The sequence below is a fragment of the Pseudomonas mendocina genome (genome assembly GCF_003008615.1).
GTDB classification, from domain to species: Bacteria; Pseudomonadota; Gammaproteobacteria; order Pseudomonadales; family Pseudomonadaceae; genus Aquipseudomonas; species Aquipseudomonas mendocina_C.
Genome location: NZ_CP027657.1, coordinates 2918289 through 2930656 on the forward strand (window position 1 = coordinate 2918289; position 12368 = coordinate 2930656).

12 protein-coding genes are annotated in these 12368 nt (G+C 63.4%); 6 read left to right on the forward strand and 6 right to left on the reverse strand.

The window, feature by feature from the left end; genetic code table 11:
• Window positions 1-238: 238 nt before the first annotated feature.
• Window positions 239-2416 (reverse strand): malate synthase G, encoded by a 2178-nt coding sequence (locus C7A17_RS13580; protein ID WP_106738538.1) that lies wholly within the window; start codon window positions 2414-2416, stop codon window positions 239-241.
• A gap of 479 nt (window positions 2417-2895) precedes the next feature.
• Here C7A17_RS13580 and C7A17_RS13585 point away from each other — a divergent pair, with 479 nt between their 5' ends.
• Window positions 2896-3345 (forward strand): GNAT family N-acetyltransferase, encoded by a 450-nt coding sequence (locus C7A17_RS13585; RefSeq protein WP_106738539.1) that lies wholly within the window; start codon window positions 2896-2898, stop codon window positions 3343-3345.
• 34 nt (window positions 3346-3379) lie between these two features.
• Window positions 3380-3898: a glycine cleavage system transcriptional repressor gene (locus tag C7A17_RS13590; RefSeq protein WP_106738540.1), complete on the forward strand. Its 519-nt coding sequence runs from the start codon at window positions 3380-3382 to the stop codon at window positions 3896-3898.
• A gap of 281 nt (window positions 3899-4179) precedes the next feature.
• On the opposite strand, the gene rarD is transcribed toward C7A17_RS13590, so the two are convergent.
• The 5 genes from rarD to C7A17_RS13615 form a co-directional block, all read right to left on the reverse strand.
• Window positions 4180-5073 (reverse strand): EamA family transporter RarD, encoded by an 894-nt coding sequence (gene rarD / locus C7A17_RS13595; RefSeq protein ID WP_106738541.1) that lies wholly within the window; start codon window positions 5071-5073, stop codon window positions 4180-4182.
• 237 nt (window positions 5074-5310) lie between these two features.
• On the reverse strand, window positions 5311-6285 hold the full coding sequence (locus C7A17_RS13600; protein WP_106738542.1) for a serine/threonine protein kinase: 975 nt from the start codon (window positions 6283-6285) through the stop codon (window positions 5311-5313).
• A 98-nt stretch (window positions 6286-6383) separates the two neighbouring features.
• Complete coding sequence (locus C7A17_RS13605; RefSeq protein ID WP_106742922.1) at window positions 6384-7148, reverse strand: TOBE domain-containing protein; 765 nt, start codon at window positions 7146-7148, stop codon at window positions 6384-6386.
• Between the two features lie 61 nt (window positions 7149-7209).
• The gene (locus C7A17_RS13610; RefSeq protein WP_106738543.1) at window positions 7210-7950 is read right to left on the reverse strand and encodes a ComF family protein; all 741 of its coding nucleotides are present in this window, start codon (window positions 7948-7950) and stop codon (window positions 7210-7212) included.
• Window positions 7951-7992: 42 nt separating this feature from the next.
• A complete protein-coding gene (locus C7A17_RS13615; protein ID WP_106738544.1) occupies window positions 7993-8286 on the reverse strand; it encodes a hypothetical protein in 294 nt (97 codons plus the stop codon).
• A gap of 196 nt (window positions 8287-8482) precedes the next feature.
• Between C7A17_RS13615 and bioB the strand changes: the two genes are divergently transcribed.
• From bioB to bioC, 4 genes are read left to right on the forward strand one after another with little or no spacing between them, the layout of a single operon-like run.
• On the forward strand, window positions 8483-9541 hold the full coding sequence (gene bioB, locus C7A17_RS13620; protein ID WP_106738545.1) for a biotin synthase BioB: 1059 nt from the start codon (window positions 8483-8485) through the stop codon (window positions 9539-9541).
• Between the two features lie 59 nt (window positions 9542-9600).
• Window positions 9601-10770, forward strand: coding sequence for an 8-amino-7-oxononanoate synthase (gene bioF, locus C7A17_RS13625; RefSeq protein WP_106738546.1), 1170 nt, complete (start codon window positions 9601-9603; stop codon window positions 10768-10770).
• Window positions 10763-11485: an alpha/beta fold hydrolase gene (locus tag C7A17_RS13630; protein ID WP_106738547.1), complete on the forward strand. Its 723-nt coding sequence runs from the start codon at window positions 10763-10765 to the stop codon at window positions 11483-11485. Before bioF ends, C7A17_RS13630 begins: the two co-directional genes overlap by 8 nt.
• Window positions 11478-12353: a malonyl-ACP O-methyltransferase BioC gene (bioC, locus tag C7A17_RS13635; protein ID WP_106738548.1), complete on the forward strand. Its 876-nt coding sequence runs from the start codon at window positions 11478-11480 to the stop codon at window positions 12351-12353. Before C7A17_RS13630 ends, bioC begins: the two co-directional genes overlap by 8 nt.
• The last annotated feature ends 15 nt before the right edge of the window (window positions 12354-12368 follow it).

Below are 12368 nucleotides of genomic sequence, written 5' to 3' on the forward strand. Positions count from 1 at the left end.
GGCGTACTGCTTTGCGCACGGATCGCCGCCCGGTACGCTCTATGTCAGGGGTAACCCTGGTGTTAGGTTGTAGGGCGGATCGGGGCGCCGACCGCTCGTAGCGCGAGCGAACAGTCCGCCGGGCCATGCCAACGTAGGTACTGCCACTTGCAGTTATCCACGGCCCATGAAAAAACCGCCCCTGAGGGCGGTTTTTTCATGCTCGGGCACTACGTTTTGTAGTGCCTTGTCGCGCGACTTACAGACCGTTCTTGGCCTTGAATTCGCGACGACGGCGGTGCAGCACCGGCTCGGTGTAGCCATTGGGCTGCTTGGTGCCTTCGACCACCAGCTCCAGGGCAGCCTGGAAGGCGATGTTGTTGTCGAAGTCCGGTGCCAGCGGGCGGTACAGCGGGTCGTTCTCGTTCTGACGATCGACCACCGGTGCCATGCGCTTGAGGCTCTCGACCACCTGCGCTTCGGTGACGATACCGTGGCGCAGCCAGTTGGCCAGCAGTTGGCTGGAGATACGCAGGGTGGCGCGGTCTTCCATCAGGCCGACATCATTGATGTCCGGCACCTTGGAGCAACCCACGCCCTGGTCGATCCAGCGCACCACGTAGCCAAGGATGCCTTGCGAGTTGTTGTCCAGCTCGTTGCGGATCTCTTCCTGGCTCCAGTTGGTGTCCTTGGCCAGCGGAATGGTCAGGATGTCATCCACCGACGCCGGGGTACGCTTGGCCAGCTCGGCCTGACGAGCGAACACGTCGACCTTGTGGTAGTGCAGGGCGTGCAGGGCAGCGGCAGTCGGCGAGGGTACCCAGGCGGTGTTGGCGCCGGACAGCGGGTGAGCGATCTTCTGCTCGAGCATGGCGGCCATCAGATCCGGCATGGCCCACATGCCCTTGCCGATCTGCGCACGACCTTGCAGGCCGGTGGCCAGGCCGACGTCGACGTTGTTGTTCTCGTAGGCGCCGATCCAGGTTTCGCTCTTCATGGCGGCCTTGCGCACTACGGCGCCAGCTTCCATGGAGGTGTGGATTTCGTCACCGGTACGGTCGAGGAAGCCGGTGTTGATGAACACCACGCGCTCGCTGGCGGCCTTGATGCACGCCTTGAGGTTGACGGTGGTGCGACGCTCTTCGTCCATGATGCCGACTTTCAGGGTGTTGCGCGGCAGGCCCAGGGTATCTTCGACGCGGGAGAAGATTTCGCTGGCGAAGGCCACTTCTTCCGGGCCGTGCATCTTCGGCTTGACGATGTACACGCTGCCAGTGCGGGTGTTCTTGCGCGTGGTGTTGCCATTGAGGTTGTGGATAGCGATCAGGCTGGTGAACAGCGCGTCCTGGATGCCTTCCGGAATCTCGTTGCCTTCGGCGTCGAGGATGGCCGGGTTGGTCATCAGGTGGCCGACGTTACGCACGAACAACAGCGAACGGCCATGTAGGGTCAGCTCGGAACCGTCGACCTTGGTGTAGACGCGATCCGGATTCATGGTACGAGTGAAGGTCTTGCCGCCCTTGGAGACTTCCTCGGCCAGGTCACCTTTCATCAGGCCCAGCCAGTTGCGATAGACCACGACCTTGTCGTCGGCATCGACGGCAGCCACGGAGTCTTCGCAGTCCATGATGGTGGTCAGCGCGGCTTCCATCAGCACGTCTTTGACGCCCGCGGCATCGGTGCTGCCGACCGGGCTGTTCGGGTCGATCTGGATTTCGAAGTGCAGGCCGTTGTGCTTGAGCAGTACGGCGATTGGCGCGTTGGCGTCACCCTGGTAGCCGACCAGCTGTGCGTCGTCACGCAGGCCACTGTTGCTGCCGCCCTTGAGGGCGACGACCAGGCGGCCGCCGACGATGGCGTAGCCGGTGGCATCGACGTGCGAGCCAGCGGCCAGCGGCGCGGCTTCGTCGAGGAAGGCGCGGGCGAAGGCGATGACCTTGTCGCCACGTACCTTGTTGTAACCCTTGCCTTTCTCGGCGCCGCCTTCTTCGCTGATCACGTCGGTGCCGTAGAGGGCGTCGTACAGCGAGCCCCAGCGGGCGTTGGAGGCGTTCAGGGCGAAGCGCGCGTTCATCACCGGCACGACCAACTGCGGGCCGGCCAGGCGGGCGATCTCTTCGTCGACATTGCTGGTGGTGGCCTGGAAGTCGGCAGGCTCGGGTAGCAGGTAGCCGATCTCTTGCAGGAAGGCCTTGTAGGCAGCAGCGTCATGGGCCTGGCCCTTGCGTGCCTGGTGCCAGGCATCGATCTGCGCTTGCAGTTCGTCACGTTTGGCCAGCAAGGCACGGTTCTTCGGTGCCAGGTCCTTGATGACCGCAGCGGCACCGGCCCAGAACTTGTCGGCAGCGATGCCGGTACCGGGGATGGCTTCGTTGTTCACGAAGTCGTACAGGGCTTTGGCGACCTGCAGGCCACCGACTTGAACGCGTTCAGTCATCACTTGCCTCACTCTCTGAGCTTTACTCGATAGCCGCTTCGGGCACCTCTAAAAACCACCTTGGCTTTGCCTTCCTGCGTCGCCTTACCGTCTGTATCCATACAGTCGTGTGTCGTCAGCGCTGCACTGAAAGCGGCCGTGGAGCGTCTGTGAAATCCGCTTCCTGGCCTGCATTCGCCATGCGCCGAGCGCCTCGCCTAACTTTCCAGAAGGCCCGTCGGAGACGGAGTCGCCGTCTTGTAGTCCGAGGCGCGGCATACTACATCAAGATTCTGGGGAAATGCAGTGGGGTTGCGTCAGTCTGCGACCAAAAGACTATTTGCAGTCACGTTCGATACATTGTGTGTGCAAAATAGTGACCCATTGTTTCATAAAATTCGTAAAAACGTACACGATTAATTGATCGGGCTACTGACAACCCGCCGAATATGGCCTACGCGACCTCGCCTATACTGCGCTGAACCTTTCAGGAGTCTGCCATGCCCGTATCCGCTGTCGTTGCCGATGATCTGGACGATCTCACCCGCTTGTTCGCGGGCTATCTGCGTTTCTACGAGGTACCACGCGACGAGGCGGACATCGCCGCCTTCCTGGGCCAGCGCCTGCAGCGCGGCGATTCGCAGTTGCTCATCGCCCGCGACAAGCAGGGCGTGGCGCAGGGCTTCGTGCAGCTCTATCCCTTGCAGTCCTCGCTGGCGCTGGAACCGGCCTGGTTGCTCAGTGATCTGTATGTCGACGAAACGGCTCGGCGTGGCGGCGTCGGCGAGGCGCTGATGAACGCGGCACGTGTCCATGCCGAAGCCTCTGGCGCCTGCGGTCTGCAGCTGGAGACGGCGAAAACCAATCTGGCCGGGCAGCGGCTGTACGAGCGCCTGGGTTATGTGCGCGACGAGCAGTTCTACACCTACTGGCTGGCGCTGAGTCGCTGACCTTTCCGAGTCCTGTGAACGAGTGAGGTAGTACATGGATCATCTGGTACTGACAGTGATTGCCGAGGATCAACCGGGGTTGGTCGAACGTCTGGCTGGCAGCGTCGCGGCCCATGGTGGCAACTGGCTGGAAAGCCGCATGGCGCGCATGGCAGGCCAGTTCGCAGGGATCGTACGGGTGGACGTGCCGGCCGAAGCGCATGGCGCCCTGATCAAGGAGCTGGAGGCGCTGAGCGCGCAGGGTATCCGTGTGCAATTGGCGGCCAGCGGCAGTGAACCAGGCCGGCGTTTCACGTCGATTCGGCTGGAGCTGGTAGGCAACGACCGCCCCGGCATCGTGCGCGATATCACCCGTGTGCTGGCCGAGCAGGGCGTCAACCTGGAGAACCTGCTCACCGAGGTGACGCCAGCGCCGATGAGTGGTGAGTTGCTGTTCACGGCCGAGGCGCTGCTGGCGGTACCGGAGACTCTGGCGCTGGAGCAGTTGCAGGCGCGCCTGGAAACCCTCGCCGATGACCTGATGGTGGAGCTGAATCTGCGTCAGGAAGACTGACGCAGCGGATATCCACGGCTTGCGTGGATCACCCTGTGGATAAACTGGGGAGCCCCGGTGTACTGCCTAGTGTGCCGGGGCTTTTCATTGGGCGGCTAAAAAATCAACAGGATCAAAGGCTTGTGCACAAATGCCGGGGATGATTCTGTGGATAAGCCGGGGGTGGAAGGCGCCATGCCATGCGTGGTGCGGCTTGGCGGCCGGTGAGCGTTTTCTGTTCAATCACGTGGTAAAGCCGGTGCGCGCGGCGCACCCTACAGGGCGTCGCGCGCACCGGTCGTTCACTCGGCCGGGCGTTTGCGCAGGTTCAGCCAGATATCCAGGCTGTATACCGCCAGACCGGCCCAGATGAAGGCGAAGGCCATCAGTTTGGCCGGGTCGAAGTGCTCGCCGAACAGGAAGATCGCCTGCAGCATCACCAGGGTCGGTGCGATGTACTGCAGAAAGCCCAGGGTGGTGTAGGGTAGGTGGCGCGCAGCGGCGTTGAAGCACACCAGTGGGATCAGCGTGATCGGGCCGGCAGCGGCTAGCCACAGCCACTGCGAGCTGCTCCAGAACTCCGCTTGGCTGCTCATCGCCGCCGGGTGCAGGGCCAGCCAGGCCAGGGCCACTGGCAACAGCAGCCAGGTTTCCACCACCAGGCCGGGCAGGGCGGCGACGGGCGCCTTCTTGCGGATCAGCCCGTAGAAACCGAAGGTCAGCGCCAGCACCAGCGACACCCAGGGCAGGCTACCCACTTGCCACACCTGCTGCGCCACACCGATCGCGGCCAGCCCCACAGCGACCCACTGCAGGCGGCGCAGTCGCTCGCCGAGGATCAACAGACCGAGCAACACGTTGATCAGCGGGTTGATGTAGTAACCCAGACTGGCCTCGAGCATGCGTTCGTTGTTCACCGCCCACACGTACACCAGCCAGTTGCTGGCGATCAGCAGGCCGCAACCAGCCAGCACCAGCAAGCGTTTGGGGTGTTCACGCAGCTCGCGCCACCAGCCCGGATGCTTCCACAGCATCAGCAGGATGGCACCGAACAGCGCCGACCAGATGGCGCGGTGGACGATGATCTCCAGTGACGGGATGTGCTGGATGGCTTTGAAGTAGATGGGGAACAGTCCCCAGATGACATAGGCGGTAAGGCCCAGAATGTACCCGCGTTGCGGGTTGGCGGTGGCCATTGAGGATCCTTGGTCAGGGCAGCTGAGGGGGCGTGAGATTTTAAGCGTCGTGCTCTGCTGTTGTCTGTTCGTTCGGTTTTTTCCGTATACCGAGGCATCGGGGAAGTCGTAAGGCAAACTTTACACGGTGTGCACAACTGTATCGGTCATGTCCGGGCTTGCCGCGTGTAATACCGATATGGGCGTAGCCCGGATGAAATCCGGGAATTGCAGCCCGGATTGCATCCGGGCTACGTCTCAGAAAAGTCGCAATGGCTCTTCATCCAGTGCTGCCATCTGCTCACGCAGGGCGAGAATCTGGTCGCCCCAGTAACGTTCGCCGGCGAACCAGGGGAAGGCCAGGGGAAAGGCCGGGTCGTCCCAGCGCCGCGCGATCCAGGCACTGTGGTGCATCAGGCGCAAGGCGCGCAGGCCTTCGATCAGCGGCAGTTCGCGGGCAGCGAAGTCGTGGAACTCCTGATAACCGTCTACCAGTTCGGCCAGTTGGCCGAGGCGCTCATGACGCTCGCCGGCCAGCATCATCCACAGATCTTGTACCGCGGGGCCCATGCGGCAGTCGTCGAGGTCGACGACATGGAAGGCGTCGTCGCGGTGCAACAGGTTGCCAGGGTGGCAGTCGCCGTGCAGGCGAATCGGCGTGTAGCGCACGCGGGCGAACAGTTCATCCAGGCGTGCGAGCAGATCGCGCGCTACCGACTCGTAAGCCGGTAGCAAGCTGCGTGGCACGAAACCGCCCTCGAGCAAGGAGGCCAGGGCGGCGTGGCCGAAGTTATCCACCGCCAGGGTTTCGCGATGAGCGAAGGGGCGGCTGGCGCCTATGGCATGCATGCGCCCGAGCAACTGGCCGAGGCGATAGAGCTGGTCGAGATTGCCCGGCTCCGGTGCGCGGCCACCGCGACGCGGGAACAGGGCGAAGCGAAAACCCCCGTGTTTGAACAGCGTTTCGCCATCGCGCGCCAGCGGTGCGACTACCGGTACCTCATGTTCGGCCAGCTCCAGGCTGAAGGCATGCTCTTCAAGGATCGCTTCATCGCTCCAGCGATCCGGCCGGTAGAATTTGGCGATCAGCGGTGTTTCGCCCTCGATGCCTACCTGATAGACGCGGTTCTCGTAACTGTTGAGCGCCAGTACGCGGGCGTCGCTGAGATAGCCGAGGCTCTCCACGGCATCGAGCACCAGATCCGGGGTGAGGGTGGAAAAGGGGTGGCTCATGAGCGGCTCCGTATGACTGGCTGCACAGTCTAACGGCTTGCGCGTGGCGTAGGGCGGGTGCAACCCGCCGTTGAGCTCGCTGGCGGGTTGCACCCGCCCTACAGTTGCGTGCCGAGCAGTACCTGGCTGGCGGCAAACTGCGTGTTCACCGGGGCGCCAACTTCCAGTCCCAGACGTTGCAGATGTTCGGCGTCAGCCAGCGCGCACAGTGTCTGGCCGTTGGCCAGGGCGATACGGACTTCGCTGGGGCCGTCGTTGGCGGGCAGGATTTGTTCGATCTGCCCTTCCAGGCTGTTATCGAGATCTGCGCAGGCAGACGAGGCGGGGTGCAATTTCAGCCAGCCCGCCTTGATCAGAGCGACCACTGGGCTGCCGATGTCCAGTTGCAGCCGCTCGGTACTGTCACGGGTGATCTGTGCCTGCAGGCGCGCACCGCCGGGCAGCTCGATGGCGATGAGATCGTTGTGGCCCTGCGCGACGATGGCGCAGACGCGTCCGGCCAGTTGGTTGCGTGCGCTGGTGCGCAGCATCAGGCGACCGAGCAATTGCAGGTCGGCATCATCATCGACGGCTTGCAGCACCTGCGCTTGCAGCGCCTGCAGGCGTTGGTGCAATGCCAGCAGACGCTCACCTGCGGGCGTCAGGTGCGCACCGCCGCCGCCCTTGCCGCCGACGCTGCGGCTGACCAGCGGTTGTTCGGAGAGGTTGTTCAACTCGTCGATGGCGTCCCAGGCGGCCTTGTAGCTGAGGCCGGCGGCCTTTGCTGCACGGGTGATGGAGCCCTGTTCGGCGATCTGCTCCAGCAGGGCCAGGCGTTTCGGGCGGCGGCTGAGCAATTGGGCTAGGGGATCGAGTTGTGACATGGCTTCTGAGCGGCTGCGGGCAGTGCCGGGCACGGTGCGTGACTGCGCTTGGCACGTCAAGTCAGCCATCGCCCGGTCGTGGCGTACGGGCCAGGCAGTAGACATCGACGCGCAGGGCGCCTGCTCGGCGCAGCAGGTTGGCAAGAATGCCAGCAGTCGCGCCGGTGGTGAGCACATCATCGATCAGCGCCAGGTGGCAGCCGGTGATCCTGGCGTTGCTCTCCAGGGTAAAGGCCTGGCGCAGGTTGCGCTTGCGCGTGGCGGCGTCCAATCCCTGCTGTGCGGGCGTGTCCACGCGGCGTTGCAGCCAGTCAGCGCGAACCGGCAGGTTCAGGCTGGTGCCAAGCCAGTCGGCAAGCATCTGCGCCTGGTTGAAGCCGCGACGGCGCTGGCGCTGACGTGCCAGGGGCACAGGTAGCAGCATGTGTGGGCGCGGCAGCCCCTCGTCGTAGGCATGCGTCAGATGCTCGGCCAATAGCTCGGCGAGCAGGCGACCGTATGGCCATTGCGCCTGGTGTTTGAAGCGAGTGATCAGGTTGTCGATCGGGAAGGCGTAGCGCCAGGGCGCTTCCACGCGGGTGAAACTCGGCGACTTTGATTGGCAGGCCCCGCAGATCAGGTCGTGAGCGGGTAGCGGAACCGCACAGACCTGACAGTGCGCACCGAGCCAGGGCAGTTCGGATTCGCAAGCCGTGCAGATGTTGTGCGTGGGGTGATCGGTGGCTTCGTCGCAAAGCTGGCAGTGGCGGCGCTGACATAGCCAGGCAGGGCGTTGCAGTGATGACAGATCGAGTGGAGGCATGGCAGCTCGTCCGTGAGCGAAAGCCCTGAGCCTAGTTGGCTCTCAGCGAATGAGCCAGCCCATCACTACCAACCCGAGAAACAGCCAGATCACCCCGCCGATGATCGAGCCGCGCAACAACGAGCGAACGCCGCTGAAAAGAAACAGCAAGCCAATGATCAGCAGGATGATGCTGAAGATCGATACATCCATACCGATGGCCCTGGCCAGGCCATGGAGAAAATCATCGATGGCATCGGCCATGGCACCCAGCACGCCGGACAGCATGTCGACGATGAAGCGGATGGCGCGGCCCAGCGCTTCGCCGAGCCCTTCGAAAAAACCTTCTACCTGCATGCAGAGCATCCTGTTGGAGGGGTAAGCATTTGGCCTTGTGCCATGACATAAGTTCTATTGGTTGATAAATGATCAAATGTAAACCTGTGTCTTTATCGTGGTTGACAGCATCCAATCGCCACTTATGATGGCCAAAGCCTGAATGCCCCCTGTGGGCCTGACAACAGATGCCACCAAGCGTCGAAGGACTTCTCAGATGAGCGCAACCGCTGAAATCACCACCCGCCACGACTGGAGCCTCGCTGAGGTTCGCGCGCTGTTCGAGCAGCCTTTCAACGACCTGCTGTTCCAGGCGCAGAGCGTCCATCGCCAGCACTTCGACCCGAATCGTGTCCAGGTCTCGACCCTGCTGTCGATCAAGACCGGTGCCTGCCCGGAAGACTGCAAGTACTGCCCGCAGTCCGGTCACTACAACACTGGCCTGGACAAGGAAAAGCTGATGGAGGTGCAGAAGGTGCTGGAGGCCGCTGCCGAGGCCAAGGCTATCGGCTCGACCCGCTTCTGCATGGGCGCGGCGTGGAAGCACCCGTCCGCCAAGGACATGCCCTACGTGCTGGAGATGGTCAAGGGCGTGAAGAAGCTTGGCCTGGAAACCTGCATGACCTTGGGCCGTCTGGATCAGGAACAGACCGTTGCCTTGGCCGAGGCGGGGCTGGACTACTACAACCACAACCTCGATACCTCACCGGAGTTCTACGGCAATATCATCACCACCCGTACCTATGGCGAGCGCCTGCAGACCCTGGCCTACGTGCGCGAGGCGGGGATGAAGATCTGCTCGGGCGGCATCCTCGGTATGGGCGAGTCGGTGGACGATCGCGCCGGGCTGCTGATCCAGTTGGCCAACCTGTCGGAGCACCCGGAGAGTGTGCCGATCAACATGCTGGTCAAGGTCAAGGGCACGCCGCTGGCCGAGGAAAAGGATGTCGATCCGTTCGACTTCATCCGCACCTTGGCCGTGGCACGGATCATGATGCCGAAATCCCACGTGCGCCTGTCCGCTGGCCGCGAAGCGATGAACGAGCAGATGCAGGCCCTGGCCTTCATGGCCGGTGCCAACTCGATCTTCTACGGCGAGAAGCTGCTGACCACCGCCAACCCGCAGGCGGACAAGGACATGGCCCTGTTCAAGCGCCTTGGCATCAAGCCCGAAGAGCGCGAGGAGCATGCCGACGAGGTGCACCAGGCCGCCATCGAGCAGGCACTGGTCGAGCAGCGCGACTCCAAGTTGTTCTACAACGCCGCCTCGGCCTGATCTCTCAACGTAGGCGCGAACCTGTTCGCCCATGCGTTCGCGCCTACAGGTACTGCGTAATGTCTTTCGATCTCGCTGCTCGCCTGGCCGAGCGTCAGGCTGCCGATCTGTTCCGTCAGCGTCCGTTGTTGCAGACCCCGCAAGGGCCGCAGGTGAGGGCTGATGGTCAAGAGCTGCTGGCCTTCTGTTCCAACGACTACCTCGGCCTGGCCAATCACCCCGAGGTAATTCGCGCGATGCAGCAGGGCACTGAGAAATGGGGCGTCGGCGGTGGTGCATCGCACCTGGTCATTGGCCACAGCACCCCGCACCATGAGCTGGAGGAGGCTCTGGCCGCGTTCACCGGTCGGCCGCGTGCGCTGCTGTTTTCCACTGGCTACATGGCCAACCTGGCCGTCGTCACCGCACTGGTTGGGCAGGGCGACAGCGTGCTGGAGGATCGCCTCAACCACGCCTCGCTGCTCGATGCGGGCCTGCTCTCCGGCGCGCGATTTTCCCGTTACCTGCACAACGATGCTGTGAGCCTGGCCAACCGCTTGCGCAAGGCCACGGGCAACAGCCTGGTGGTCACCGATGGCGTGTTCAGCATGGACGGCGACCTGGCCGATCTACCGGCATTGTGTGCCGAGGCGCGTGCCGCCGGGGCCTGGGTGATGGTCGACGATGCCCATGGCTTTGGCCCGCTGGGCGCCAGCGGTGGCGGTATCGTCGAGCACTTCGGTCTGGGCCAGGATGATGTGCAGGTTCTGGTCGGCACGCTGGGCAAGGCCTTTGGTACCGCCGGCGCCTTCGTCGCCGGCAGCGAGGAACTGATCGAAACCCTGATCCAGTTCGCTCGCCCCTATATCTATACCACCAGCCAGCCGCCGGCCGTGGCCTGCGCCACGCTGAAAAGCCTGGAGTTGCTGAGCAGCGAAAACTGGCGTCGGGAGCATCTGAACCGACTGATCGCGCGCTTTCGGCAGGGCGCTGCCGAGATTGGTCTGAGCCTGATGGACAGCCCCACGCCGATTCAACCGATTCTGGTGGGCGACAGCGCGCGTGCGCTCAAGCTGTCGGCATTGCTCAAGGCGCGTGGTCTGCTGGTTGGCGCGATTCGTCCACCAACCGTACCGGCTGGCAGCGCCCGTTTGCGCGTGACGCTGTCCGCTGCGCACAGCGATGCACAGCTCGAACGTCTGCTCGATGCGTTGGCCGAATGCTGGCCACAGGTGCAGGCCGATGCGTGAGAAGCTGATCCTGCTGCCGGGGTGGGGCCTGGATAGTGCCGTGCTGCAACCGCTGGCCGAGGCGCTGGGCGGCGAAATTCAGGTGCAGGTGCCGGCCCTGCCGCGACTGAGCAGCGCAGCGGCTGCCGATTGGCTCGACGAGCTCGATACGCGTCTGCCGCATGATTGCTGGTTGGCCGGCTGGTCGCTCGGCGGCATGCTGGCCAGCGCCCTGGCTACCCGTCGCGGCGAGCGCTGCCTTGGCCTGATCACCCTGGCCAGCAATGCCTGTTTCGTCGCCAGCGATGCCTGGTCGACGGCAATGCCGGCGCAGACCTATGCAGCTTTCTATCAGGGCTGCCAGGAGAACGCCGGCGCTACCCTCAAGCGCTTCGCCATGCTCTGTGCTCAGGGCTGCGCAGATGCGCGCGGCCTGTCACGACAGCTGCAAGGCAATCTGGCGTGCAGCGACGAGGCCTCTTTGCTGGCCGGGTTGCGCCTGCTGGCGAACCTCGACAATCGCACCACGCTGGCCAGTTTTGCCGGGCCCCAACTGCACCTGCTGGCCGAGCAGGATGCGCTGGTGCCTGCTGCGGCCGCTGAAGCACTGCTGGCGCTTTTGCCAACTGGCGAAGTGGACGTGGTGGAAGATTGCGGTCATGCCTTCGTGCTCGACCAGACGGATACCTTGGCAACGGTGATGCTCGATTTTATCCGCGAGGCCAACGATGTCTGAACATCCTGAGGTGTCGCGGAGCCTGTTAGGTGGTGCGCACCAGCTTCACCAGCCTCTTGGTGCGCATGGCGCACCCCACGGTGATGCGGCGTTGCCGGACAAACGTCAGGTCGCGGCGTCCTTCTCCCGGGCGGCCGCGAGCTACGACGCGGTAGCCGAGTTGCAGCGCAACGTCGGCACGCAATTGCTGGCGCGCTTGCCGGCGTCGCTGCAGCCGCATCGTTGGTTGGATCTGGGCTGCGGCACGGGCTATTTCACGCGCGCGTTGGCTGAGCGCTACGTTCAGGGCGAAGGGCTGGCTGTGGATATCGCCGAAGGCATGTTGCAGCACGCCAGGCCGCGAGGTGGCGCCGTACACTTTATCGCCGGCGACGCCGAATCTCTGCCCTTGCAGAATGCTAGCGTCGATCTGCTGTTCTCCAGCCTGGCGCTGCAATGGTGTTCGGACTTCCCGGGAGTATTGAGCGAAGCAAGTCGCGTGCTGCGTCCCGGCGGTGTGCTGGCCTTTTCCAGCCTGTGCGTGGGCACGTTGCAGGAGCTGCGTGACAGTTGGCTGGCGGTCGACGGCTTCGTCCACGTCAATCGCTTCCGCCATTTCCAGGATTACCGGCAGATGTGCACGGTCAGTGGCCTGCAGGTGCTGGCGCTGCAACGTGAAGCGCAAGTTCTGCACTTCCCTGATTTGCGTAGCCTGACCACCTCGCTGAAGGATCTCGGCGCGCACAATCTCAACCCGGGTCGTCCGGGCGGGCTGACGGGGCGCTCGCGCATTCGTGCACTGATCGAGGCCTACGAGCGCTTTCGCCAGCCCGATGGGCTGCCGGCTACCTATCATGTGGTGTACGGCGTTTTGCAAAAGCCGCTTTAGTTGTTCGCGCATACC